Source organism: Mucilaginibacter ginsenosidivorax (genome assembly GCF_007971525.1).
In the GTDB taxonomy this organism is placed as follows: Bacteria; Bacteroidota; Bacteroidia; order Sphingobacteriales; family Sphingobacteriaceae; genus Mucilaginibacter; species Mucilaginibacter ginsenosidivorax.
The window spans coordinates 1,585,543-1,611,561 of record NZ_CP042437.1; the positions used below are offsets into that span (position 1 = coordinate 1,585,543).

At 43.8% G+C, this 26,019-nt stretch carries 17 protein-coding genes; 6 read left to right on the plus strand and 11 right to left on the minus strand.

Annotated elements, in window-relative coordinates:
* Nucleotides 1–105: 105 nt before the first annotated feature.
* Both FSB76_RS06555 and FSB76_RS06560 read right to left on the minus strand, forming a co-directional pair.
* A complete protein-coding gene (locus FSB76_RS06555; protein ID WP_147052835.1) occupies nucleotides 106–2,061 on the minus strand; it encodes a tetratricopeptide repeat-containing sensor histidine kinase in 1,956 nt (651 codons plus the stop codon).
* 238 nt (nucleotides 2,062–2,299) lie between these two features.
* A complete protein-coding gene (locus tag FSB76_RS06560; RefSeq protein WP_147052836.1) occupies nucleotides 2,300–4,195 on the minus strand; it encodes a PAS domain-containing sensor histidine kinase in 1,896 nt (631 codons plus the stop codon).
* 676 nt (nucleotides 4,196–4,871) lie between these two features.
* On the opposite strand from FSB76_RS06560, the gene FSB76_RS06565 reads away from it, so the two are divergent.
* The 4 genes from FSB76_RS06565 to FSB76_RS06580 all read left to right on the plus strand — a co-directional run bounded on the left by FSB76_RS06565 (nucleotide 4,872) and on the right by FSB76_RS06580 (nucleotide 11,617).
* Complete coding sequence (locus FSB76_RS06565; protein ID WP_147052837.1) at nucleotides 4,872–5,453, plus strand: RNA polymerase sigma factor; 582 nt, start codon at nucleotides 4,872–4,874, stop codon at nucleotides 5,451–5,453.
* Between the two features lie 65 nt (nucleotides 5,454–5,518).
* Nucleotides 5,519–6,598, plus strand: a complete 1,080-nt coding sequence (locus FSB76_RS06570) for a FecR family protein (RefSeq protein WP_147052838.1) — start codon at nucleotides 5,519–5,521, stop codon at nucleotides 6,596–6,598.
* Between the two features lie 136 nt (nucleotides 6,599–6,734).
* Nucleotides 6,735–10,148, plus strand: coding sequence for a TonB-dependent receptor (locus FSB76_RS06575; protein WP_147052839.1), 3,414 nt, complete (start codon nucleotides 6,735–6,737; stop codon nucleotides 10,146–10,148).
* Nucleotides 10,149–10,174: 26 nt separating this feature from the next.
* On the plus strand, nucleotides 10,175–11,617 hold the full coding sequence (locus FSB76_RS06580; protein ID WP_147052840.1) for a RagB/SusD family nutrient uptake outer membrane protein: 1,443 nt from the start codon (nucleotides 10,175–10,177) through the stop codon (nucleotides 11,615–11,617).
* A 196-nt stretch (nucleotides 11,618–11,813) separates the two neighbouring features.
* Here the strand turns inward: FSB76_RS06580 and FSB76_RS06585 are convergent, their stop codons facing one another.
* The 4 genes from FSB76_RS06585 to FSB76_RS06600 form a co-directional block, all read right to left on the minus strand.
* Nucleotides 11,814–13,151 (minus strand): histidine-type phosphatase, encoded by a 1,338-nt coding sequence (locus FSB76_RS06585; RefSeq protein WP_147052841.1) that lies wholly within the window; start codon nucleotides 13,149–13,151, stop codon nucleotides 11,814–11,816.
* A gap of 397 nt (nucleotides 13,152–13,548) precedes the next feature.
* Nucleotides 13,549–14,931 carry a hypothetical protein gene (locus FSB76_RS06590; protein ID WP_147052842.1) on the minus strand — a complete coding sequence of 461 codons (1,383 nt, stop codon included), beginning with the start codon at nucleotides 14,929–14,931 and terminating at the stop codon, nucleotides 13,549–13,551.
* A gap of 11 nt (nucleotides 14,932–14,942) precedes the next feature.
* A complete protein-coding gene (locus FSB76_RS06595) occupies nucleotides 14,943–17,720 on the minus strand; it encodes a TonB-dependent receptor (protein ID WP_147052843.1) in 2,778 nt (925 codons plus the stop codon).
* A 231-nt stretch (nucleotides 17,721–17,951) separates the two neighbouring features.
* Nucleotides 17,952–19,097, minus strand: a complete 1,146-nt coding sequence (locus FSB76_RS06600; protein ID WP_147052844.1) for a GAF domain-containing protein — start codon at nucleotides 19,095–19,097, stop codon at nucleotides 17,952–17,954.
* 494 nt (nucleotides 19,098–19,591) lie between these two features.
* Between FSB76_RS06600 and FSB76_RS06605 the strand changes: the two genes are divergently transcribed.
* Nucleotides 19,592–20,746, plus strand: a complete 1,155-nt coding sequence (locus tag FSB76_RS06605) for a homogentisate 1,2-dioxygenase (protein WP_147052845.1) — start codon at nucleotides 19,592–19,594, stop codon at nucleotides 20,744–20,746.
* A gap of 61 nt (nucleotides 20,747–20,807) precedes the next feature.
* Nucleotides 20,808–21,956, plus strand: coding sequence for a 4-hydroxyphenylpyruvate dioxygenase (hppD, locus tag FSB76_RS06610; RefSeq protein WP_147052846.1), 1,149 nt, complete (start codon nucleotides 20,808–20,810; stop codon nucleotides 21,954–21,956).
* A 201-nt stretch (nucleotides 21,957–22,157) separates the two neighbouring features.
* Here the strand turns inward: hppD and FSB76_RS06615 are convergent, their stop codons facing one another.
* The 5 genes from FSB76_RS06615 to FSB76_RS06635 form a co-directional block, all read right to left on the minus strand.
* The gene (locus FSB76_RS06615) at nucleotides 22,158–22,763 is read right to left on the minus strand and encodes a hypothetical protein (RefSeq protein WP_147052847.1); all 606 of its coding nucleotides are present in this window, start codon (nucleotides 22,761–22,763) and stop codon (nucleotides 22,158–22,160) included.
* 77 nt (nucleotides 22,764–22,840) lie between these two features.
* On the minus strand, nucleotides 22,841–23,443 hold the full coding sequence (locus tag FSB76_RS06620; RefSeq protein WP_147052848.1) for a hypothetical protein: 603 nt from the start codon (nucleotides 23,441–23,443) through the stop codon (nucleotides 22,841–22,843).
* A 148-nt stretch (nucleotides 23,444–23,591) separates the two neighbouring features.
* Nucleotides 23,592–24,209, minus strand: coding sequence for a hypothetical protein (locus FSB76_RS06625; RefSeq protein WP_147052849.1), 618 nt, complete (start codon nucleotides 24,207–24,209; stop codon nucleotides 23,592–23,594).
* A 51-nt stretch (nucleotides 24,210–24,260) separates the two neighbouring features.
* Nucleotides 24,261–24,965, minus strand: a complete 705-nt coding sequence (locus FSB76_RS06630) for an ATP-binding cassette domain-containing protein (protein ID WP_147052850.1) — start codon at nucleotides 24,963–24,965, stop codon at nucleotides 24,261–24,263.
* A 297-nt stretch (nucleotides 24,966–25,262) separates the two neighbouring features.
* Nucleotides 25,263–25,931, minus strand: coding sequence for a ferredoxin reductase domain-containing protein (locus FSB76_RS06635; RefSeq protein ID WP_147052851.1), 669 nt, complete (start codon nucleotides 25,929–25,931; stop codon nucleotides 25,263–25,265).
* Nucleotides 25,932–26,019 lie beyond the last annotated feature (88 nt).

Consider the following 26,019-nt stretch of genomic DNA (forward strand, 5'->3'; position numbering starts at 1 on the left):
TATTGCCATTTATAAGCACTTTTGGTACATTTATTTACACCCATAGCATACTTTTTGTACACCCGTTGGCACACATCTATTTTAACACTTTATAACCTGCTTAATTTAATTGTTTAATGATGGGATGCTGAAATAAAACGAGCTGCCAACGCCAGCCTTACTTTCAAACCATATGGTACCGTTATTTCTTTCTACCAGTTCTTTGCATAATAAAAGGCCAAGCCCGCTGCCTTTTTCGCTGGCTGTACCATACGTTGTGTATGACGAAAATTTATCAAATATCCTGGCCTGGGCTTCCTCCGGAATACCTTTGCCATTGTCCTTCACGGTGATGATAGTGACCGATTCCTTTTGCTCTGCACTCACTGTAACTGTATCGCCAGCTTTTGAAAATTTCACCGCATTCTCCACTAAATTCCTGATCACAATATCTATCATTATTTCATCGGCATAAACGGTTTCGGGCCGGGTAAGTTGCACCCCTGTTACTTTCACCTCTTTTTCGGCTGCCCGCTCTTTAAGCAGGGTTACGTTTTGCTCAATCACACTTTGCACATTAAAACAAGCGGGGTTAGCCTGGATACCGTCCATCTGGCTTTTTGACCAGTACAGCAGGTTTTCGACCAGGTGCGCAGTTATTGTGAGGGTATCTGATACTTTACCGACCCAAAACTTACTTTCTTCTTTGGATAACTCATCTCCCTTTATCACGTCCATCATATGGCTGATGGTATAGATAGGCCCCCTCAAATCGTGCCCAATAATAGAAAACAGCCTGTCTTTTACGTGTACCAGTTCTTCCAGCTGCATATTTTGCGCTGTTATATCTTTATTCTGACGTGCCAGCTGCTCGCTAAGCTTCCGTTTCTGCGCGTAACTTCTGAACAGCACAAAAGCGAATATAAGTAACGATATGGCCCCTGCTGTTAACAAATCGCGCCGTATTCGTACCCTTTCCAGCTCTTTTTGGCCTATAACCTTATCTTTATTCAATACGTCAATTTGCCGCTGTTTTTGTTCCAGCTCATAGGATGATTGTATATTCCGGATAACTTTTTCTTTTTCGGCGGTTTTCAGGCTGTCGTTTAAAGCAAATTCAAGGTTCCGGTAGTATAGCGCTTCTTTATAACTGCCTTTTTTTTGATTGGTTAAATACAGTACTTGATAAGCAGTTGCAATAAGTTCAATAATACCCGATTTTTTACTTTCTTGCAGGCCCTGTTGCGCATATTGCATGCTTGCATTGTAGTTACCTGTATAATAACTGGTAAGCGCCAGGCCGTTATGGCAATAAGCAACATCTTCATCGTCGCCGTTTTTTTGAGCAATAGCAAGCGCTTTATAAAAATAAACCTGTGCCCGCTCGTAATCTTTTTTGGTTACGTAGTTTTCGCCAATATTATACAATGCAACGGTGGTGTTGATGGGATTTTTCCCCCTTTTAGCTATTACCAGGGCCTGGGTATTATATAGTATGGAAGAATCGGGCTGGCCTTTTTTCTTAAATATCTCGCCTAAGTTTATCAATAAGCTCACTACTCCCTCATGTGTGGGGTCGTTTTGTTTAAGCGCTATTTTATAAGCCTGCCGGTTATAGTAAAGCGCCTTTGAATAATCCTCAATACTAATGTACATGCCGCTAATGTTATTATATTCATTCCCCGTTAACCCTTCCATTCCTAACTTTTGGCTGATGCGTAAACACCTGAAATGGCATTCCAATGCTTCGGGCCACTTGCCTTTGTACCCAAGGGCCACGCCTTTTGAAACATAAGCCAGTGCAATACCTTTTTCAAAATTGATTTTTTGCGCAAGTTCAAGCGATTTTTGCGCCATTAAAAGAGCGCTATCGGCGTTTCGGCCCCAGTACTGCCTGGAAATTGAATAATAAAGGTTTACCCTGTCGGTATCTTGTTTTGCTGCATTGAGTTTGCCTAAGAGTGCCTGTATGTGATTGGCCTGGGCCATGCCGGGAGATGGGAGCGTAACAACCAATACAGCGCATATAACAATGTACCGCATATAAAAATACAGCTTATACGTAAGTAAAGGTTTGTTCATACATTATAATTAATTAGAACCGTTAATATAACGTTAAATGAACGATATTAATAAGGTATTTATAAATAAGGTATTATCATTTTAATATTTGTAATTGGGCGCAATTTAGGGAGTACTACCTATGAAAGGCAGAAACAGAATGACAATGCCCTTGCGTAGGAATTTGGGCCGCAAATGAAATGGCTTAACCTGAGTTTTTTTTGTTGCTTTTGGTACGGTTTGCAATATTTATTGCGCTTTAAACACCGGCTTTTGTAACCGGAAATTCTAAAGTAATCTCTGTGCCCTGGGTTAGTTTGCTTTTCACACTTATACTCCCTCCTAAAGCCTCAACCTGGGTTTTAACCATAAAAAGCCCCACGCCCTTGCCTTCCATGGTTGTATCAAAACGTTTGTACAGGCCAAACAAATTAGCAGCGTTTTTGTCAAGATCGATGCCTTTGCCGTTATCTTTAAAGGTAAGCCTTATTTTATCATTCAGCCTATGGCTTTCAATATGAATAAGCGGCGCAATACCGGCCCGGCGATATTTGATACTATTTGAAATAATATTATAAAAAATACTGTAAAGAAAACTCTGTACAGTAAACATGGCATCTATTTCATCAAAAGTGCATTCAAAGAATGCGTTTTCGCTCATGATAACCTGTTGCATATCTCCCTTAATGCCGTTCACCAGGTCATTAAAAACCACCAGGTCTTTTTGCTCATTTACCACCTTGCGGGTTTGTAAAATATGGTTCAGATCTTTAATAACGGTATCAATGTCCTTTGCCGATTGCGCGGCTTTTTCAAGTACCTCGTGCAATTCGCTCAGCGTTTCATCTTTTTCGTCAATAAGGTACGACAGGCCGATTATGTTGGCTACGGGCGCCCGCAGATTATGCGATATAATATAAGTAAACTGTTCCAGGTCTTTATTTTGCTGAATCAAATCGGCCGTTATCTTTTCGCGTTCAAGCCCGGCAATTTTATGCCCGGTAATGTTTTTGTTGGCCACCACAAAACCACAGGGCATATGGGCTTCGTTTTTTACAACAAACCACTGTACCTGATACCATTCTGCAGTACCATCAGCTTTCGGATAATTTAATTCATATTCGACACTTCCATCCCGGCTTACCTTTGCCAGCAGTTCCTCTACAAAAGTCCATCTTTCTGCAGGGAAATACGCTTTTATCGGCTGGCTCATCTCCAATGTTTTGTTGCCGCGTTCTTCGGCATACTTTTGCGCCTTTGTGTTAAAAGAAACAATTTTCAGTTCGTCATCAAACAGTACGTATGCAATATCCGTGTTATCGAAAATAGCGCGCAGGTTTGCTTCTGATTTTTGCAGCGCTTCCTGGTCCTGTTTGCTTTGGGTAATATCGGTTACCATGGCAAGGGCTCCCCTGTACCTGCCCGTTTTATCAAAAATCGGGTTGGCCGATATATTTGCCCAAACATCCTCGCCATTCTTTTTTACATACCTGATATTTAAATTTTCTTTGGCCCCGTTCCTGCGCCTTTCCATACAGGCTATAGCGTAGGCCTTACCCTCTTCATCCATAAAATCATAAAGCTCTTTTCCCATCATTTCTTCTGCGGAGTAGCCCAGGATTTCGCCTATCTTGCTGTTTACAAAATTGGTTTTTTCGTTTTCATCAATTGTCCAGATACCCTCCTGCGCGGTTTCAACAATTTGCCGGTACAGCTCCTCGCTTAACCTAAGGGTTTCCTTTTCGGCTTTGCCCGATGTAATATCCCTGATAATACCTTGGGCCTTTATTAAATGCCCGGAATGGTCTAATACGGGTATTGTCTTTTTCTCCACCCAACGTATTGTGCCATCTTTATGGATGATGCGAAACTGACCTGTAAATTGCTCAGCCCGTTCCAGGCTTCTTTGCTCATCAACAACAATATCGCTATCTGCCGGGTGAACCATATCAAACAACAACCGGTTGCCCGCCATAAAATCTTCGGGTTTATAACCAAATAGCTTTTCGCATGCATCCGATATTTGCAATACGCGCATGTTTACCGTATCCACAGCAAAGAAAACTTCGTCCATAGCATTAAAAAATGCCATCAAATTATCATGGGTACCTTCCTGTGTTTGCATCTTAACGGCTATAGGTTTATTTGGTAACATGAAAGTAACAAGTTTGATTTAAAAAAACCAAAGCATATTGCACAGCCCCCGGAAAATGCGATTCTCCTTTTCGTTAATCAAAATTAAGTTAAACCGGGCTGGCCATGCTTAAAAATTTTGGGTGGTATAAAAGGCAAGTTGCATAATATTTAAAAACACTATGGGTGTTAGCCATAGTGAATGTAATATACGCAATTGCAAAACTTATATAAAAGCTATTTTTAAATAGATTAGTTATTATAATTAAGCAGCGCAATTATTGCAAGTTATTGATTTTCAATATCTATTAAAACATTTGCTATTATTTTAAACATTTTATGCTGCCACAAACCAGCCATCCAATGGTTACCGGGTAAGCTGGGCAATATTTAATTAAGCAAAATTGGCCAATCATTCAGCGCGATTAACATATCTTTTATTTTTTTAATAAACCAATTAATTCATTTTATTAATCATCCTGTTTCATTTACGGTGCAATTAATGGAACTGGAAGTGTTTTTTGCAAAATATTTATTGGCTTACACCAAAAAAACATATTGCCATATTACAATCGGGGTAAAGTTCACCGGCAATTGTAATTAGTTTAATACAAATATTTTATTTTAGTTTGTATCATTGGATACAAGCCTTGTATCGCAATAAACCTAATTTAACTATAAGTATAAGCAATCAAAAAATGTCGTACAATTTGTCTGACTTAACGGATATTGTAAACGAGGTAGCTGTGCATGACAGTTATATCGCTTACAAAAAGTTATTCGGATTGCTTTTCCCATCAATAAAGCGTTTTTCATACAGCCTGTTAAAATCGCCCGAACTGGCCGAGGAAGTAGCATCAGATGTAATGATCACCCTGTGGCGAAAACGCGAATCTATTACCGCTATAGATAATATTAAAGTGTACGCTTTTGTTATTGCAAAAAACCTGTGCTTAAATATCTTAAAAAAGAATTCGGGCGGCAGAATAGTTTCTTTGGATGATATTGCTGTAAACTTACGTATTGATAATACAACCCCGGAGTGGATATTGATTAATGACGAATTAAGGGCCAGCCTCAATAACGCTATCAACGAATTACCAACCAGGTGTAAAATAATTTTCAGGTTGGTAAAAGAAGATGGCCTGAGTTATAAGGAAGTTTCAGAAATTCTTGACATATCCATTAAAACAGTTGATGCTCAACTTGTTATAGCCACCAGGCGCCTGTCTGTTTCTATTAAAAAGGAGTTTAACCTTAGCCCGGTAAAAAAATATTGATTTTTTTTAGGGAGATTTTCTGTTTCTGTTGTCCTTCGGCTTAATTACCCAACATTTAGTTATTAATGGAGCAGGAAAGGATTATACAGTTATTAACCAGGAAACTGGCTGGTGAAGCTACCAGCCAGGAATTGTTGGAGCTAAACGAACTGCTTGCATTGTTTCCCGAAGCCTTGTACTACGAAGAGGTGCTAAACCAAATTACCTTTAAAGAAGAACTACAGGAAGAAATTGATATAGATGAAGCCTTTGCGCTGCATGAACAAAAATACGGGCATGAGTTTGCTGATAATGACCAGAAATTACCTGTTACCAATTTAAAAAAGAGGTTTGTTACACGCTGGCTGGTGGCTGCCTCGCTGATAACCATAAGCAGTTTCGCCGTCTACCTGTTATATCGTAGTAAAAAAAACAACAATGTTTCATACACTCCCGATATGGAAATTGTATGCGGCAAACGGATGCGCAAAAAAATAATGCTTCCGGATGGTACAAGCGTTTGGCTTAATACCAACAGTAAGCTTCAGTACGATGATGCCATGCTGAGTAAAGACCGCCGGGAGGTAAGGCTGTACGGTGAGGCCTTTTTTGACGTAGCCAAAGATAAAAAGCATCCTTTCATAATCCATACCGAAAAAATAGCCGTAAAAGTTTTGGGTACGGCCTTTAATATCAAAGCCTATCCGGGGGAAGCTGTTACCGAAACAACACTCATCAGGGGATTAATTGAGCTATCGCTTAACAGCGATCCGCAACGGAAAATATTACTGCGCGCCAAAGAGAAACTCGCTTTAAAAGAAAGCGTGCAAAATGAGCCTATTGATAAAACCACAGCCCCCCCCATTCATAACAAGCTGGTTATTGAAAATGTTGAACCGGTCGAAATTTCAAACAAGGATTATATTGAAGAAACCTCATGGCTACAAAACAAACTGGTTTTCAAAGACGAATCATTTGAAGAGCTGGTGCCTAAGTTAGAAAAATGGTATAACGTAACCTTTAAAATTAATAATAAAACCGCGGCCGGCTACAGGTTTACCGGCATTTTTGAAAACGAAACACTAACCCAGGCATTAACAGAAATGCAAATTATAAGACCATTTAAATTTAAGATAACCGCCAATGACATAGTAACCATTAACTAAAAGAGAGAAGAAAGAGGATTACAATAAAAAAGCGGGAAATGCTCGAATATTCCCCGCCGTATTATCAATCCATTAAATCAGTAACAGGATGTTGCTGATAACTAACCGATTGTTTTATTACTAACACCGTAAAATTATGAAAAAAGAAATACTTCATGATAAAGTATTTTCTGTGCCCCATTACCGAAAATTTTTATTGATGCTTAACTGGACTTTTGTTCTCACTTTTCTGTTTTGTTTGAATGTATCGGCAAACAGTTATTCGCAAAATGTTAAGGTTAGCCTTAGCCTTAAAGATGCGTCTTTGAGGAAGGCTATATACACCCTTGAGCAAAAAGTGCAAACCCGTTTTTTATACAGCGAGCAATTGCTGCCGCAAAACAAGCAGGTTACCCTTGAGGTAAACAACGTGCCCCTGCTTGATGTACTAAACAGGATACTGGAAGATACCGGCCTTGCTTACCAAACAACCGATAACGGGCTGGTGATAATAGCCCTAAAGGGTTCCGTTATTAAAAACACACCGGTAAAGGGCCGGGTGATTGACGATAAAGGCAGCCCTTTGCCGGGGGTAAGTGTAAAGGTGCTTGGTACAAATGGCGGCGCAGTAACTAACGGCAATGGCGAATATGATGTATCGGTACCAGAGGGCGCATCGCTGGTGTTTTCCTATATCGGTTACCTGACGCAAACGGTAGAAGTTGGCACAAAAACGCAAATCAATGTAGTTTTAAAATTGGATGAAGCCAACCAGAAACTGAGCGAAGTAATTGTGGTTGGATACGGAACCCAGCGTAAAAGCGACCTTACAGGTTCTGTTGCTTCCATAAGTGCTAAAGATTTGGATAAAACGCCGGTGCTGGGCGCCGACCAGATGCTGCAGGGGCGCGTTAGCGGTTTGCAGCTTACCCAGTCAGACGGGCAACCCGGTAGTGCTACATCTATCCGCATACGTGGTACCAACTCCATCAACTCGGGCAACGAGCCTTTGTATGTGGTTGATGGCTTTGCAGGTGTCGGCAACCTTACCTCTATTAATCCCAGCGATATACAATCTATCGAGGTTTTAAAAGATGCATCGGCAACGGCAATATATGGTAGCCGCGGTGCCAACGGGGTAATACTTATTACCACCAAAAAAGGTAAAGCCGGGCAGCATGCTATAAATTTTGAATCGTACACAGGCTTACAGCACATTGCCCGTAAACTCCCCCTGATGGACGCCACGCAGTTTGGCAAATACCTGAACGAATATTATACGGAATATAACGCGGCTAACCCAGCCACCGCTAAAGCATTGCCTTATACCGACGACCAGATTGCCGGGTTTGGCAAAGGCACCGATTGGCAGGATGCGCTGTACCGCACCGCCCCCATACAAAACTACCAGCTTAGTTTTAACGGCGGCAGCAATGAAGCCCGCTATTACCTTAGTTTAAACCACTTTGACCAGGACGGTATTATGAGGGCCACCGGTTTCAGGCGCGAACTGATCCGTTTAAACCTTGACAGGAATATTGGGAAAAAGATTAAAATGGGTTTCTCATCTCAAATATCGTACAACGTACAGGCTGTTGACCCAAGTATAACAGGGGTAGGCTATGGTGCTGCCGGCGGCGCCCTGAGTATGAACCCTATTACCCCAGTACGCGATGCAAGCGGCGCGTATACCTTTGCAAATGCGCCTGCAGCCTATGTTGGCACCTACGGAAACCCGGTGGCCGCTGTAGAACTGGCAACAGACCGCATTGCCAATGCGCGCGGGCTTATTAATACCTTTGGCGAGTATGAATTTATCCCCGGCTTTAAATTTAAAAGCAGCTTTGGGGTTGATTATAATACGGCCAATGAAAACTCGTACCTGCCTACCACTATTTACATCGGGCAGCAAACCAGCGGAACGGCTTATTCATCCAATAATACAAGCTACAGCTGGTTAAATGAAAATACATTATCGTTTAATAAGCAATTCAACAAAATACATGTAATTGATGCGGTAGCCGGTGTTTCATTACAGGAGTTTAAAACCAAAGCATTCAGCAGCAGTGCACAGGGCTTTTTTACCGATAATTTAGGTACAGATAACCTGGCTTTGGGCGCCAATGTTTTAACGCCACAATCCAATACCTATAAAAACACCATTGCCTCCTATTTTGGGCGGGTTAATTACCGGCTGATGGAAAAGTACCTGTTTACTTTCACCATGCGTTCTGATGGGTCTTCCCGTTTCGGCACAACCAGGAAATGGGGTTATTTCCCATCCGGCGCATTTGCATGGAGGGCATCCGAAGAAAAATTCATAAAAAACATTAAACAGATCTCGGACCTGAAAATAAGGGCCAGCTATGGGGTTACCGGTAACCAGGAAATAGGATCGTACCAATCATTATCTCAATATGGCATAAACAGCTACTCTTTAGGCACTTCAACAACACGTGTGGTTGGTGTACAGCCCAATAATATTGCCAACCCTAAATTAAGCTGGGAGTCTACCGCTTCATTAGATGTGGGCGCTGATATGGGATTTTTTAATAATCGTATCAGCCTTACCGCCGATTATTATCATAAAACAACCAGCGATCTGCTGCTTAACTTCTCGATACCTCAGTCATCTGGCTTCTCAAGCATCCTGCTAAATGCCGGCAAAGTTGAAAACCACGGCATCGAGCTTTCTTTGACTACAAGAAATATCGAATCGGCAGGCTTTAACTGGTCAACCACCATTACCTATGCCGCCAACAAAAACAAGGTATTGGATATGAACGGCACCAACAACATATTGGTAGGCAACACAGGGCCGTACATTGTAACCAATGGCCTTGCGCCTTCCATTTTACGGATTGGCCAGCCAATAGGGTCGTTCTACGGCTATCATTTTGATGGCATATACCAAACGCAGGCGCAAATTACCGCGGCAGGTATATCGGGCGTGGTACCCGGCGACGCCATCATTCGCGATGTTGACGGCAATAAGATAATTAATGGCAACGACCGCGAAATTATAGGCCAGGCTGCGCCGAAGTTTATTTTCAGTATAAACAATACCCTGTCTTACAAAAACTTTGATCTTTCCATTTTTGCCCAGGGCGTACAAGGTAATAAGGTGCTAAACCTTACCAGCTATGCCCACAGTAACGGAACCACAGCAAACGTGTATGCCTATATGGCCAATGCCTGGAACGGCCCCGGCACCAGCAATACTATCCCCAGAGTGCTCAGCACATCCATCCGCAGCGCCGGTGTGGTAGATAATTACCTGGAAGATGGTAGTTATTTAAGGATACAAACGGTATCGTTGGGATACAACATACCGGTTTCGCCTAAATCACGAGTGTTTAAAACCTCAACAGTATATGTTACGGTGCAAAATGCATACACCTTCACCAAGTACACTGGTTATAACCCCGAAATAAACAGCTTTGGCGCGCAAAACCTGAATGCGGGTACACAAAACCTGAACCCCGGCAGCCAGAACTTAAACCTTGGGGCCGATGTTAACTCCTATCCGCCGTCAAGGACCTTTTTATTGGGGGTAAAATTAGGCTTTTAAACAAAAACATATTTAATACCATTTATATGAAGATAAGAATTTTAATGGCTGTAGCGATAGTTACCTTCAGCCTTACCTCGTGTAAGAAATTCCTTACCGAACAGCCGTACAGCTTTTTAACGCCCACCAATTTTTATAAAAACCAAGGCGATGCTACCGCTGCTTTAAACGGCGTTTTTAGTACCATGCAACCGCAAACCTTTTATCAGCGCACGGTTTACACCGTATCTGATAATGCTTCGGATTTGATGTATGCTGCACCTGGCTCCTCAACAGACAGGAACTCGTTAACCAACCACACGTTTGCCGCAGTAAATGGCGAAATTGCCAACTGGTACATTAACGATTACAAAATGATCAAGAATGCCAACGACGTTATTAAATACGTTCCGCCAATTTCAATGGACCCGGTTGAGCGGGCAAATATTGTTGGTAATGCCCGCTTTTTGCGCGCTTTGGGCTACTTTAACCTGCTTACCGCTTTTGGGCAGGTGCCGCTTATTACCGAACCCGTTACGGCTTCATCTCCCGATCTGTACCCCAAAAAGGCATCACTTGCCGTGCTTTATGACCAGGTTGTTGCCGATCTTCAGTATGCTGAAGCCAATTGTTATGCCGAGAAAAATATCATTGCCGGCAATAAGGGAAGGGTATCATCTGGCGCGGCATCGGCCTTACTGGCAAAGGTATTGCTAACGCGCGCCAAATCCGGGGCCGCAAAAGCTACCGATAGCCAGGACGCGCTCACCGAATGCAATAAAGTAATTAACGACAGCGGCTCATACAGCCTGCTTACCAATTATGCCAGCATATTCAGCTCGGATAATAAATATAATAAAGAGATAGTTTTTGCAGTACGCTTTGGTACCGCGCCCAATGTTGGCAATATCATATTGCGTATGTTTTATCCAACGGTATTAGGGGGGTATGGCTCTTTTTTTGCCCAGAACTACTTTTTTAATAATGGCTTCCCGGATGGCGACAGGGATGTGCGTAAAACCTACAGCATATCTAACAAGGCTGTTGACAGTAAGGGCGTAACCCAAACGGTAACCCCCTTTATTTATAAATTCAGGGATAGCCAGTGGAAACAGGATAATAACTCCCGGAGCGATTGGTTTGTATTACGCCTGGCCGAAGTGTACCTGCTGCAGTCAGAAGCCATGCATAACATCAATCCGGCCGATCCTAACAAGTTTAACGGGATAAATATAGTGCGGGCACGGGCCGGTTTATCGCTGCCAACAGACCAGCTGAACATGACCAACACCCCCACGCCCGATGCATTTATAGATGCCTTACTGGCCGAACGCGCGCGCGAACTTTGCGGAGAAGGACAACGCCGCTGGGACCTTTTACGTTTGGGCCGGTTGAAAACCGCTATGGCCACAATTGGTGTTACCGTAGATGATAACCATTTGCTGTTCCCAATCCCGCAATCTGAACAGGATGCCAATCCTAATTTATAATGGCATAAACCCCTAAGGTGCCGCCCCGGTAATTATCGGGGTGCCCTTTATGCAATATAATTAATATGCAAATCCCGGATGAAACACATCCGGGATTTTGTGCGTTTTGGGGAGATGGGGGCGCGCAAAGCACTCGTCATAAGCTGAGTTCCGGATGCTTTGAAATGTGGCAGGCAAACAAATCCATAACAAGCCCCTACTTCACCGCCTTTAAAAACGCCGACGCGTCATCACCTAATTTATAATTTAGACTGGTAAGCTTAGCTACGTACAATTTACGCACATCGGCCCATTTATAATAGGGAAAGCCGGCTTTTAAACCGGTTATATGCGCCTCCTTTTCGTTGAGTAAAACTTTAACCAGGTAATTTGCCGATCCTTTCTTTTTATAAAATATCCACTGGATATTCGAGCTTAAAGGCGCTACGTTGGAGGCCTGCCAGGCGGCATCAAATTGGTTGATATTTGGCGATACCTTGTCGGCACCCACAATACCCAGCAACGCGGCAAATGGCGAAATGGTTTCGGCATGGGCAAAACGAAGGTTGGCGTTTACCGGCCCGGTTTTTATAAAATCGTCGCTGGTGGTTATAAAATTGGCTAATAAAGGGGCGGCTATAATAACCTGTATACCATTGGGTTTTATACCCGGGCCTTTTACCAAAAAATCTTCAACGGCATCGGCACGGCCCAAAGCCTTTAACTCTTCGCAGGTAAAAAAGCGGGTAAAATCAAGATCTCCTGGTGCGATGTTTTTTTGGCCGATCTCCTCTTTCAACGAATATACGATGGTGGCAAAACCCCACATATCGCTTACTATTTTATCTGCCCATTTTTTATCCTGTGTTTTCAGAAAGTCCGGCTTAAAAAGCCTGGCGGTGATGTTTTTGTTCATCTCGTCAATATGTTCGGCTTTAACTATAATTGCTTTGTATTTTTCCCAATCATCCCCGTCTTTATAAGCCGTATAAGCCGGCGATTCGTCATAAAAACGCAGGTTTAAATCATCATTAGTCTCCGTTATTTGCGCCGAATCTTTTAATCCGGCCTTCAGTCCTGATAAAAAGGCGTCGGCGCTTTGTTTAGTGCGTATTTCTTTGGTAACAGTTACATTGAGTTTGGGGCTACGGGCAAATACATTACTGTAGTTGTGGTACATTCTGTTGCCTATCTCTTTCAGCTCGGCACGGCCCTCGGCTGATATGGATTTGGTGTTTCCTTTCTCTACCTTTTGCAGGCTAAGCACCATTTGTTTAAGCAGCCGGCCTTTGTCTGTAAGCATATTTGTACTATCAGCCTTCAATAAGATGCCATATATGGCAGTGGTATTTACATCCTTGGTTAAATGCCTTGCCCCATGCCTGCCTACGTGGTTAATAAACACCGGCTGGTAGCCCGCGGGCACGGGCGTATATTTTACAAACGGCGCCTTATACAGGGTTTTGGTACCTAAAAAAGCGGTGCCGCAATCCTGGGCGTGCGAGGTTAAGGCTGATGTTGTTAGGAGCAGGAGATATAAAAAGGCTTTTTTCATGGGTTATAATCAATAAACCCTCCCTTTTAGGAAGGGCTAAAAATACTAATTAAAAGTGGGCCCTAAGCGGGGGAGATTAGTCCCTCGCAAGCCTCCCCCTTCCGGGGCTACTGTGTGTACACATTTTAGGTTTGTACCACTAAATTAAAACGTTGTCATTTCGAACGAACAGGCAGGGCCTTTGAGTGCTGGCGTGAGGAGAAATCTTTTACGCCCTGCATTCCAAGCAGCTAATCGTGATGCAGGGCGTTGAAGATTTCTCTTTCGCGCTCCCCGCCATCCCCTCACATGCTCTATCGAAATGACATTTCCTTTAACTAAAAAGATGTGTACACACAGTACCCCCGGAAGGAGGGCTTAAAAAATCTCCCCTACTGGGGGGGAGATTTAGAGGGGTTTAATGCTGGTTACCGCTAAAATCATTTTGATAAGCACCGGCATCTTTACCCGGCGGGGTAATATCCGTTCCGTAAGTACCGGTTGTGGTTACCGCATGCATAGGTGTAAAATCAGTTTTACCCGCGTTAAGGCCTTTCGAACTTGATTTTAACCTAAAATTTGATGTACCCACCATTACAGCAGCCGGTGTTTGCAATGATACCGTCATCGGGCCCGGGTTGGCAGTATAATCAAACGCGGTTAAATCGTAACCGTAAAACGCGGGATCATTATCTTTTGGCGTGGTTGAATGTATATCGGCCGACTGGAATGTTGATACCCCATCCGCCGCATTAAACAAATCCACAATTTTTTGAGTTGAGCCGTAGTAGTATTGGTTGTTGTATTTAATGTTGGTTAAATCGGCATCGGCGGTTAAGCGTAAACCAAAACGGCAATTGGCAATAATATTATTATAAACCGTTCCACGGGCCGCCTTTTCAAAATTGATAGAGCCGCCACGACCTGATTTTGTTTGCCTGAAACCGCAGTTAACCATGGTATTATTATACATGTTAACATTGGTTTGGGTACCCGAGCTGCCTGCATCAGACGCTTTTAACGCGTTGGTTGCAGCGCCTATCATAAAGTTATAGGCCAAATCGCCAACGGTACCGCTCTTCATATTAAAAAACTCGCCGCCCGATTGGCCGCAAAGCTCAAAGGTATTACGCATTACGCTTATCTTGCCGCCTGCTACCCTGATGGCATCGTCCTTAGCGCCAAAAACCCACGAGTCTTCTAAAATGAAATTCCTGGTAATGTTGCCAAAGTAAATAATATACCTCGGGTCACCGCTTCCGTAAACACCGCTTTCGTTACCGCTCGCCGGACCACCTGCAAATTCAAGGTGGGTCCATTTAATGATCAAATCGCCGCCGGGGGTAGTACTTTTTGATGAAGGATCGGGCCAGCAAACTATGCCTCCCCACCATCCCTTAAAAACATTGGCGTAGTTTTGGGCTGCTGCCTCGGTATGGTAAGTATCGGCGTTTTGAACAGTAATATAGTTGGGCTTTTCTTTTGTGCCCAGGCTGATAAAAGTGCCGTGCATGATAATCTCCGGCGCTGTTTGGTAAGTTTTACCATCGCCAATAGCTATCAGTTTTACACCAGCCTCCATTTGCAGGGTATCGCCTTCGTTTACGGTGATATCGCTTTTAAAGTAATAGGTTTTGCCGCTAAGCATAGTACCTTTTACGGCTCCCTTAAGGGTATCGGAAGTAATACCGTTACTTACCTGGTGCAATGGCGGCGAAATAATTGCCAGTTCGGCTTTATGACATGCGCTTAAGGCCAATGAGGCAAGGCATGCAAAAAATATTTTGTTTAAGCTTTTCATCTTTAATATCATTATAATTTATACCGTAAACCAAGTATGTAATATTGCTTATACAGGTCTTTACGCACAGCTGTATTCTCGCCCGCTTTTTGCAGTTCAACATTTACCGCATCGGTCGGGTAAGGCCTTCTTATCTCCAGTTCGTAAGGCGTATTTAATAGGTTGGTTGCCTTAACATACAGGTACAGGTTGCCAAACAAACGTTTATCGGCAGATAAGTCAAGCGTGGTGAAACCTTTTTGCCAGATGTCATTATCCAGGTAAGGCGAAACCGTATTTAACCTGGCACCGGTGTACACAAATGATAGTTGCGCATTAAGCCCGTTTTTAACACTGCGGTATAATAAAGACAGGTTGCCAATATTTTTAGACTGACCTTGCAGCGACCGCGTTTGCTGTACCGTGCGGTGGGTTACCTGGCCCTGGTCGTTACGGTACTCTTCTTCCTTATCGGTAGTTATTTTTGAATTGGTGTAGGTGTAGTTAGCGCGGATACCAAAGCTTCTGAAGTATTTGGTGTAATCAAGCTCGAAACCATAGTTATGGGCATTACCAAAATTCTCGGGCCTTAATACAAAGCTTGTACCCGATTTTTCGATGGCGTATTCAACCGGGTTATTAATTGATTTATAAAATACACCAACCAATAACTGGTCAAGCGTTTTTGGGAAAAGTTCATAACGCAGGTCGAAGTTTTCGGCAGTGATCCGTTTCAGGTTAGGGTTACCCTGCTCGTTGTAAAGTGCATCCGGATCGCCGGCTGTATGCGGCACTAACTCGTAAAAGTTTGGCCGGCTGATGGCCGAGTAGTACGACAGGCGCAAATCCTGTTTTTCATTAAACTGGTATTTAAAGTTCAGGCTTGGCAGCAAATCGTAATATTTTATGGTACCATCCTTGCCCTCAATTGAAGGATCGGCCTGGGTGTGCCATCCCTGGCTGGTATGCTCATATCTTAGGCCCGCAATAGTTAGCAATTTACCGGTGGTTAATTTAACCTGGCCATATCCTGCGGCAACCTTTTCGGTAAAATCGTAATTAAGGGCGTTGGTTGGCGTGCCCTGGGTGTTAAACAAATCAAAAGTATTGGCATCTACATTGCCATTAAAAGTTTGCGCGGTGTTAGCAGCGCCTGGCCTCAGGTCGTACTCATCGTAGCTGCTGTGCCTGGTTTTATCGCGGTACATACCACCGGCGGTTAACTCAACCTTGTTATCAAACAAAACCGGGTTGTAAATAAAATTCAGGAACCCTGTTTTATCCTCGTCGGAGTTTTTGGCGAACGTGCGGCTTTGCGCTTTCAGGGCGTCAAAAGTAAATGGGGCCTGTACTATGCTTCCGTCTGCCTGTACATTCCGCCCTGTATTCAGGTTAAGCTCGGCCCTATCGGGCTCATTGGCTGTAGCTTTTGAGTAAACGGCAGTCCAGTTGATCCTGAAATTATCGGTTAGCTTATGATCGCCATGTAAATTGCCGTTTTTTATGGTTTGTATAGTTCTGTCGCTGCGGTAGGTTTGGCTTACCCTGCCTGTACCAATACCGGCGCGGCCAAGCTCTAAACTGGTATCTGAGCTGAACCTGTAAGTATTCTGTGTTAGGTTGATATAGTCCAGGTCGAGTGTAATTTTATTGGCGGGGTTAATACGGTAATCAAACTTGGTGATAACCCCGGTACGCTGCTGCTGGATATTGTAATTACGTTTTTCTATATCGGTAACCAGGGGTTGATTGTTTGCCGGGTTTACCTCGGTGCTAAAAAACGTACCGTTGGTTTGCCTGTAGGTATTTTGGTAGCTTAATGATACCAGGGCGCCAAACTTTTTATTGGCGCTGCGCCCGCCTATGCTTAAACCTGCTATAGTAGCCAGTGGCACTTTGTTTTCGCTGTAGTGAAAAGGTGCGGTTGTAAAATCGGCGCCGGTAGCTATGCGGCCGTCGGCACGCGGCGAGGTTTGTAAACTACCGCTATGATCAAATTTGGTAAAACCTTTGTTAAAAAAATTAGCTGCCAAACCCGTACCTAAGTTGGCACGAACGGTAAAATCATCCGGTGCATCTTTTAATACCAGGTTTATAGCGCCACCAATAGCATCACCTTCCATATTGGCCGTAAGTGATTTGGAAACCTCCAAACGGTCGACAATATCTGCCGGGAAAATATCAAGCGGCACATAACGATTTTTATTATCGGGGCTGGGGATTTTAACGCCATTTACAAGCGTATACTGGTAACGCGCATCCATACCGCGTATAATGGCATATTGTGCCTCGCCGTTGGTGCTGCGGTCAACAGATACGCCCGATACACGCTGGGTAACATTGGCAATGGTAATATCGGGCGATGCTTCGATAGTACGGGCCGATACCACATTTAACAAAGCCGGCGACCTGCGCTGCGCATTGGTGGCCGATTGATCGGTAGCTTTATCAGCCCGGCCGGATATGGCTACTTCGCTTAGGGCGTGTTCTTTTGTTTTTAAAGATAATTTAACGTTGGCGATAGCACCATCCTGTACAGCTACATCGGTTTCATCAGCTTCAAAAGAGATGTAATTGGCCTCAACTTCGTACTTGCCGGCTGGTACATTTTTAAAAACAAAGCTGCCATCAAGGCCAACACCGGTTGATGCTTTGAAGCTTTTATCTTTGCTTTTTAATTTAACCGTGGCGCCAACCAGGGGTTCGCCTGTTTTTCTATCGGTAACGGTTCCTTTAATTGTACCACTGGCAAAAACAAAACTGCTGATGACAAACTGGAAAATAATTAACAGGGGTAGGAGTTTCTTCATTATGATGGGGATTAAAAATCCCTGCAAAGAAACCCCGGCGGTTTAATGGTTAAATAAACCTAACGTTAACATATCGTTAAGCAAGGTTAAAAAACCAATAATAAATAGCTTTTTACGTAACAAACCTGTTTCAATGCCACAAACTACAAAATTACTACAGAATTGTTTACCATAAAACCTGCTCCTGTTTTGCACAAAAAACTGCCTGCAAATGATAATTAAATTGCTTATTTACGATGTATAAACATCCTCCCTGCCCGACAATATCAGTTCATCTATCCCGCTGATCACCTCCCGTATTTTGTCATCAAATCTGAGTACAGCAGTCTCAAGAAGGTTATAGTATTCCCTGGGGGCATTAAAATCCTCTGATTTGATGAGCTCAATCATCCCCATTATTGTGGTAAGCGGCGCCCGGAATTCGTGCGCCTGCAGGTGGGCTATTTTTAATAACGACCGGTTTTGATCGATAATCCTTATCTCCTTAACCTTACGGTCGCTTACATCGCGGATAATGTAGGATATACCTATAATTTCATTGGCTGCATCCCGGGCTGTTTCAAACGATGCCTCCCAGTAAATTATGCCGTGTTGTCCGTAGTCGGTTGTGCCTTCTTCAAAAACATTTTGCCCGGCCAGTGCGCTTTTAAAGCCTTCAATAAACCTGTTTACAAAATCGGGGGCTATAAATTTGATAAACATGGCACCTTTTACCAAATGCTCCCGGTGCATTTTTTCAATAAAGTTGTAGGCTACCTTATTAAAATCCACTACTTCGGCATTTTTGTTCAACAGGATATGAAAATTAGGGGCACTTTCAAAAAAAGACCGCTGCGATATTTCGGCATTTCTTAAAATTTTCCGTTGCGCCTCAAATTCCAATTTGTTTTTGTTCAGCATCTCAACAGCTATCCGCAGCTCCATTAAATTCATAGCCTGTTTGGATAACATTTGCAGCATCAGTATTTGCTGTTTGTTAAGGTTAAAGGGCTGCATATGCACCACACACAAGCTGCCTATTCTTTGCCCATGGCTGGTTATTAGTGGTGCGCCGGCATAAAATCTGATGGCAGGCTGGCCGGTTACAAGGGGGTTATCAGCAAAGCGCAGATCGGTAGTTGCATCCGGCACCACCATTACCTCATCGCTTTGAATGGTGTGGGTACAAAATGAAATCTCGCGCGGCATTTGGGCTATATCAATCCCATTACGAATTTTAAGCCATTGTGTGTCCCTATCCAGTAGCGTAAGCAACGCAATAGGGGCATCACAGGTTTCGGATGCCATTTGTAAAAGTACCTTGAACTCTTCATCTGTTTCCAGGTCCAGGCTCTTAAAACGTTCAACAGCTTTTAAACGAATTTCGTCATCAATCATAGCACCGTGTAAATTTGTTTAATCCTTAACGTCATACCAATTAGTACCGTACCATGACGAGCAATGGCTAATAATACGAATTTTCGCGGAAATTAGTTGGTTAATTACACTTGTGTTGTCCATTTGTTTACAGCCAAACGCGCTACAGGTGCAAGTATCAATAATTTTACAGTTTATCTACACTTCATCCGTCGGCCAAATTAAAACTTGCATGGCAATAATAAACCACCTAACTTCGTATTATATAAAGCATGAGCATACAAAAGCATTTTTACTTTTCCCTGGGGCTTACCTCCATGAGCGATGCATCATCGTTTAGGGATGCCGTGCTGGCCAAAGCTGTGCTGGCCCAATACTAACTCCGTTCCTCCTCTTTTTTTATACTGCCCAAGCCGGTTTACTGCCATACGGTTCATTCGCGCTATTGGCATATTTAAAACATCCGAAACTATCCTGGTACTTTAAACGTTTTATTATCAACCAATTAAAACAACATGCCTGTATATCATTCATTAGGAGCAATTCCGCCTAAAAGGCATACGCAGTTCCGTAAGCCCGATGGTACTTTATATGCCGAAGAGCTGGTATCTACCGAAGGCTTTTCAAGTCTTTACTCGCTTGTTTACCACGCATATCCGCCCACTATTGTTAAAACCCTGGGCGAGCCGTACAGCGTTGAGCCCAAAATAGCCCGCGAAAAACACCTGAAGCATACCAGCCTGATAGGTTTTAATGTACCGCCCGAAGATGATTACCTGCAAAGCCGCAAACCTATACTGGTAAACAGCGATCTGCATATTTCACTGGCCGCACCACGCCAAAGCATGACCGACTATTTTTACAAAAACAGCCAGGCCGACGAAGTGGTGTTTATTCATGAAGGTACAGGCACTTTAAAAACCGGGTTCGGCAATATTAAATTCGGCTATGGCGATTACCTGGTTATTCCACGCGGTACCATTTACCAGATGGAGTTTGATGGCACGGCAAACCGCCTGTTCATCATCGAAAGCTTCAGCCCCATACGTGCACCTAAACGTTACCGCAACCAGTACGGGCAACTGATGGAGCATTCGCCTTATTGCGAGCGCGATATTAAACGCCCGGCCAACCTGGAAACCCACGATGAGCACGGCGATTTCAAAATCCTGATTAAAAAACAGGGCCTTATTTACCCCTACATTTACGGCACACATCCCTTTGATTTTATTGGCTGGGATGGTTTCCATTACCCATGGGCGCTATCCATTCATGATTTTGAACCGATAACAGGCCGCCTGCACCAGCCGCCCCCCGTACACCAAACCTTTGAGGGCAACAACTTTGTGATATGCTCCTTTGTGCCCCGTAAGTTTGATTATCACCCCCTGTCTATCCCTGCCCCATATAACCACAGCAATGTAGATAGCGACGAGGTTTTGTATTATGTAGATGGCGATTTTATGAGCCGCAAAAGCGTGGTTAAAGGCCAGATAACCCTGCACCCGGGCGGCATTCCGCATGGCCCGCACCCGGGATCGGTCGAGAAATCAATAGGTAAAGAATCAACTGACGAACTTGCCGTAATGATTGACCCCTTCAGGCCGCTGATGCTTACCGAAGATGCGATAAAGATTGAGGATGAAAATTATTATAAAAGCTGGCAATAGCCCCACCCAAACCCTCCCGGAAGGGAGGGCTTAAAATCACTAATTTTATACAGACAAACCAATGGAAACAATAGATAAAATAAATAAAAAAGTCTCCCCTACCGGGGGAGATTTAGAGGGGGCCGATTTTTTACCCCTTAACGGTACCGATTATGTTGAGTTTTATGTGGGTAATGCCAAGCAGGCTGCCCATTATTATAAAACCGCCTTTGGCTTTCAAACATTGGCTTATGCCGGACCCGAAACGGGTGTACGCGACAGGGCATCATACGTATTGCAACAGGGTAAAATAAGGCTGGTATTAACCACGCCGCTTCACTCTGATCATCCTATTGCCGAGCATATTAAAAAACATGGCGATGGGGTAAAAGTACTGGCCCTTTGGGTTGATGATGCTTATGATGCCTTTGAACAAACCACCAGCCGCGGCGCCGAACCTTACCAGCAGCCGCAAACCCTAACCGACGAATATGGTGAGGTACGCACCAGCGGCATTAAGCTTTATGGCGAAACCGTTCACCTTTTTGTAGAGCGTAAAAACTACAAGGGCTTATTTTTACCCGGCTACCAAAAACTGGAAACCAGCTACAGCCCTGCCGAGGCCGGCTTGCTTTATGTTGACCATTGCGTGGGCAACGTTGGCTGGCATAAAATGAATGAATGGGTTAACTTTTATGAGGAAGTACTGGGCTTTAAAAACATTTTAACCTTTGATGATAAAATGATATCTACCGAGTACTCGGCCCTGATGAGTAAGGTGATGAGCAACGGCAACGGCTATGTAAAATTCCCTATTAATGAGCCTGCCGAGGGTAAAAAGAAATCGCAGATTGAAGAGTACCTGGAGTTTTATGAGGGCGAGGGCGTGCAGCACCTGGCACTGGCCACCCATGATATTGTAGCCACCGTTACCGAGCTGCAAAACCGCGGCGTTGAGTTTTTAACCGTGCCTACCTCCTACTATGATGAACTTACAGACCGAGTTGGGCACATTGACGAAGACCTGGAACCACTTAAAAAACTGGGCATCCTGGTTGACCGGGACGACGAAGGTTACCTGCTGCAAATTTTCACCAAACCTATTGAAGACAGGCCAACCCTTTTCTTCGAGATCATTCAGCGTAAAGGAGCAAAATCATTTGGTGCCGGCAACTTTAAAGCATTGTTTGAAGCCATTGAACGGGAGCAGGATTTGAGAGGAAATCTTTGATTTGGGAATTCGGATGTTCAATTTCGGATTTATATGGAGGCCGAAATACTTTCGCGATCTGTGTCCTCACAGATCGCTATTCCAATTGCTCACCCGCGGACTGTGTCCTCCCAGATCGCTATTTCAATTGCTAAGTGTTTTTAGCACGGTTAAGGTTCACCTGATAGCATCGGGGTATTTAAAGAATTGAAAACCCAAAAATCAATAGCCTATGCTAAATACTGCGTGTACCGCTATTTGATTGTAACTGCCATAATTGCTAAAGTCATGAGGCTGGGAGTCCTCGGGGCGGGTTTCATAACCCAGGCTTAAATCCAGCCCATATTTTTTTGATGCTTTAAACCTGAAAGCGTAGCCAATGTTAGGGGCTATAACCAGGGCTACTTTTTTGCTGGTGTAGTTACTGTGGCTTTCATTTAAGTTGAACGATGCCCCTGCATTGCCCTCAACAAAAAGGTTACCATCCATATATACCCTTACACCTAATTCAAGGGGAGCAAATGAGGCAACATGTACGTCGCCGTTATAGCTGTCATTGTAATTATACCTATCGTTGTGGTAAGCAGCATCCGACGGCATAAATGTATAAGCCCCGGAAGCCATAATACTAACCGGGGTTGATTTGATAGGAAATTCAAATTTAATACCAAAGCCACTGGCTATAGGATATTCATTGCTATGCGGCCCCACGGTAGCGCCCAGGTTAAAACCAACTGCAACCCTCGGAGGCCTGTTATCGTTGGTTTGTGCCTTTGCTGTAAAGGCAGCAACCGTTAAGACCAACAGGGCGAGTAATGTTTTTTTCATGTGATAAGCTGTATGGATTACCCGACGAGAGCGTTTAAGAGTTAAACATCCGTTAAACACAGCCACCGGCAGTTACTTTAAAATGTGTATTTATACGAAAAGCCGATACCTATTTGCCCCATTTTAAAATCCGAATCGATGTTTTTATAACCGCTTTCGTACCGGAAACCAATATCGAGCGCGTGGTGAACACCAAACGGAACGGCCGCGCCTGCACCTCCCGAGTATATAAACGATGCTTTAGCCTCGTGGCCTATTTTTAGCGCATCCCCTGCTTCGGCACTAACAAACAGGCATTTTACATAGTAATACCTCAGCCCGGCTTTTAAAGGAACATATTTATACGGTGGCGGGCTGCTTGTATTTGACGGGCCCGCATAATTGCTCAGCTGCGTAGGTGTAAGGTATAAATACCTTAGGTTGGAGTGATATACCACATACCCCACGCTTGCCGTAGCATGCAAAGCCGGGGTTAACGGAAACTCGGCCCTTATCGTTCCGCCTAAACCATCCTGGTAAATATCACGGGTATGTACGGCGTTAGGGTGATCGACATTGATGGGTATGCCCACATCGGGCCCTATGCTGAGGCTCATTTTATTGCCCGATTGGGCGCTAACCCTGCTTGAAGCCGCGCAAAACATCAACAATATTAAAAGACGGATATATTTAACTGCCATACAGATTTGAGGTTTTATCATATTTACGCATTCAGATTGCTAAATGCTACAGCGTGAAGCTATTAATATTTTTTATGAATTGATTTCGTGGCCAACAAAAAGCCCCGGCAACTCAATCGCCGGGGCCGTTCATTAAATCTCGTTGATACTACAATCCCAGGCTGAAAGCTACGTGAAAAGCAACCAGGTTATAGGCACCATATCCGCTTATGTAAGGGCTAACCGTTGATGGGTCAGATGGCGTTTGTGTTTTCTCCAGGCGGGTTTCGTACGACAGGCTTAAATCAAGCCCTATTTTTTGCGACGACCCAAACCTGAAACCATAACCAATACTTGGCGAAAGTATAGGTGCTACCTTTTGGGCTGTGTATGATTTACCAGAATTAAGGTTGAAAGATGCGCCAACATCGCCTTCAAAAAAAAGCTTGTTAACGTATACCCTTGCGCCAGCCATTACCGGCACAAATGATGCTATAGTGCCGGTGGTGCTTTCACCATAGTTACTATTATAACTGTAGTTATAGCCATCGCTCGATACGTAAAACTGGTATGCCACTGATGCTGTAATACATACCGGGCTGCCGGCTATGGGGTATTCTCCTTTTAAGCCAACGCTGCCTGCTGCCGGGAACCCTGAATGCTGCGGGCCGGTTGTAACGCCAACACCAAAACCGGCGCTAAAGCGTGGTAACAGATCATCGTCCTGGGCTTTAACAGTTAAAACGGCACAAATTAAAATTGCGAGAGAAAGTAAGGTTTTTTTCATATTAATATAAGGTTTGATTAGCCCGCAAAAATAAAGAAATATTTAAGCCATTTAATTGGTAAGGCTGATAAAAATTTTCTCGAGCGTTTTATTGTTGTTACCGGCCCGCAAACCCTGCAGTGTATCATCGGCAACTATTTTACCTTTATTAATAATAATCACCTTATCACACACTGCTTCTACCTCCTGCATAATATGGGTAGATAGGATGATGGTTTTGGTTTTGCCCAAATCGGTAATTAACTGGCGGATGCCTATCAGCTGGTTAGGATCCAGCCCCGAGGTGGGCTCATCTAAAATAAGCACATCGGGGTTGTGCAATATAGCCTGAGCAAGGCCAACACGCTGCCGGTAACCTTTAGATAGCTGCCCAATTTTTTTATGCTGCTCGGGGCCAAGGCCGGTTTGCTCAATCACTCCGGCAATGCGGGCTTCGGGTTGGGCCATTTTGTGGATGCCTGCAATAAAGGCCAATGATTCCTTCACGTACATATCCAGGTATAGCGGGTTGCTCTCGGGCAGGTAGCCAATATGCCTGCGCACATCTAACGATTGCGTTACCACATCGAACCCGCAAACCGATGCCGAGCCCGATGTTTGGGGTATAAAGCCGGTAAGTATCTTCATGGTGGTTGATTTACCGGCTCCGTTAGGCCCCAAAAAACCCAGCACACCTGTTTGGGCAGTAAAGCTGATGCTATCAACTGCCTTTTGCTCGCCGTAAACTTTTGTCAATGCTTCTACCCGGATACTCATGCGGTAAAAATAGATGTTAGATATGAGATTTGAGATATTAGAGGGAAGAATTTGTTAGCTGTTCATGGTTCATAGATCATGGTTCATGGTTTTACCGGAACCGGGTATTTCAATTAGGATTTTTTGGGTGTCCGTCCGTCTGGAGGTGACCAACACTTTGGACGGATTGTTCATTGGTTCATTAGTTCATTAGTTTATTAGTTCATTGGTGGATGGTCATTAGTCATTGGCGCAAGATGGCAGGAAGGAGGCAATAGTTTTAAACTTCACTGGGGCCATGAACCATCATCCATCAACCTACCGCTCAAACACCACCGAATCAGCATCTGCACCCATGCTGGTTAAAATACCGTTAATTTGCTCCACCATCGCATCGGGGCCACAAACGTAAAAGTGTTTGGTAAAATCGCTTACTTCCGCCTTTAAAAAGGCTTCATCTATACGGCGGGTGTCATAAACGCTATCCTTTTGGCTGCTTATTAAAAATACAGCATCGGGGCCAAGCATGCTTTTCAGTTCATCGGCCAAAATAATATCCTTATCAGTTTTATTACTAAAAAACAGCTTATTGCCTGCCATTTTTCCTTTCTGGTTCAAATCTCTTAAAATGGCAATAAACGGGGTAATGCCTGCGCCACCCGCTATAAAGTAACCGGGGCCTTTGTATTCAATAGCGCCCCAGGCATCGCGCAATATCAGGTGGTCGCCTACGGCTAATTTACTTAACTGGTTGGTTACGCCTTCGGCACTATCCGGGTATATTTTAATGGTAAACTCCAGGTAAGGGTCGGTAATAAGGCCGGTGAAGGTAAAGGGGTTTTTCTTGTCTTTCCAGCCGGGTTGGTTTACAGAGAGTTCAGTGGCCTGCCCCGGTGTAAAAGTAAAACCCGCAGGTTTCTCAAGCCTGAACTGTTTTACATTATGGGTTACATACCGGGTTGATATGATTTTTACTGAGGTTTCCATGGCTTTATGTTTTTAACACTACTGTAAATAGTTTTTTTTGCCATTTGGTTTTCCCTTATGTATAAGCTTACACTGCGCCAACATTATG

Excerpts from the sequence above, each read along its gene's own strand:
- FSB76_RS06585 (WP_147052841.1), bottom strand. The coding sequence starts at position 13,151 with ATGAAAAAAGCCTTTTTATATCTCCTGCTCCTAACAACATCAGCCTTA.
- hppD (WP_147052846.1), top strand. The coding sequence starts at position 20,808 with ATGGAAACAATAGATAAAATAAATAAAAAAGTCTCCCCTACCGGGGGA.
- FSB76_RS06560 (WP_147052836.1), bottom strand. The coding sequence starts at position 4,195 with ATGTTACCAAATAAACCTATAGCCGTTAAGATGCAAACACAGGAAGGT.
- FSB76_RS06570 (WP_147052838.1), top strand. The coding sequence starts at position 5,519 with ATGGAGCAGGAAAGGATTATACAGTTATTAACCAGGAAACTGGCTGGT.
- FSB76_RS06615 (WP_147052847.1), bottom strand. The coding sequence starts at position 22,763 with ATGAAAAAAACATTACTCGCCCTGTTGGTCTTAACGGTTGCTGCCTTT.
- FSB76_RS06625 (WP_147052849.1), bottom strand. The coding sequence starts at position 24,209 with ATGAAAAAAACCTTACTTTCTCTCGCAATTTTAATTTGTGCCGTTTTA.
- FSB76_RS06555 (WP_147052835.1), bottom strand. The coding sequence starts at position 2,061 with ATGAACAAACCTTTACTTACGTATAAGCTGTATTTTTATATGCGGTAC.
- FSB76_RS06565 (WP_147052837.1), top strand. The coding sequence starts at position 4,872 with ATGTCGTACAATTTGTCTGACTTAACGGATATTGTAAACGAGGTAGCT.
- FSB76_RS06580 (WP_147052840.1), top strand. The coding sequence starts at position 10,175 with ATGAAGATAAGAATTTTAATGGCTGTAGCGATAGTTACCTTCAGCCTT.
- FSB76_RS06575 (WP_147052839.1), top strand. The coding sequence starts at position 6,735 with ATGAAAAAAGAAATACTTCATGATAAAGTATTTTCTGTGCCCCATTAC.
- FSB76_RS06635 (WP_147052851.1), bottom strand. The coding sequence starts at position 25,931 with ATGGAAACCTCAGTAAAAATCATATCAACCCGGTATGTAACCCATAAT.
- FSB76_RS06590 (WP_147052842.1), bottom strand. The coding sequence starts at position 14,931 with ATGAAAAGCTTAAACAAAATATTTTTTGCATGCCTTGCCTCATTGGCC.
- FSB76_RS06595 (WP_147052843.1), bottom strand. The coding sequence starts at position 17,720 with ATGAAGAAACTCCTACCCCTGTTAATTATTTTCCAGTTTGTCATCAGC.
- FSB76_RS06605 (WP_147052845.1), top strand. The coding sequence starts at position 19,592 with ATGCCTGTATATCATTCATTAGGAGCAATTCCGCCTAAAAGGCATACG.
- FSB76_RS06630 (WP_147052850.1), bottom strand. The coding sequence starts at position 24,965 with ATGAGTATCCGGGTAGAAGCATTGACAAAAGTTTACGGCGAGCAAAAG.
- FSB76_RS06620 (WP_147052848.1), bottom strand. The coding sequence starts at position 23,443 with ATGGCAGTTAAATATATCCGTCTTTTAATATTGTTGATGTTTTGCGCG.
- FSB76_RS06600 (WP_147052844.1), bottom strand. The coding sequence starts at position 19,097 with ATGATTGATGACGAAATTCGTTTAAAAGCTGTTGAACGTTTTAAGAGC.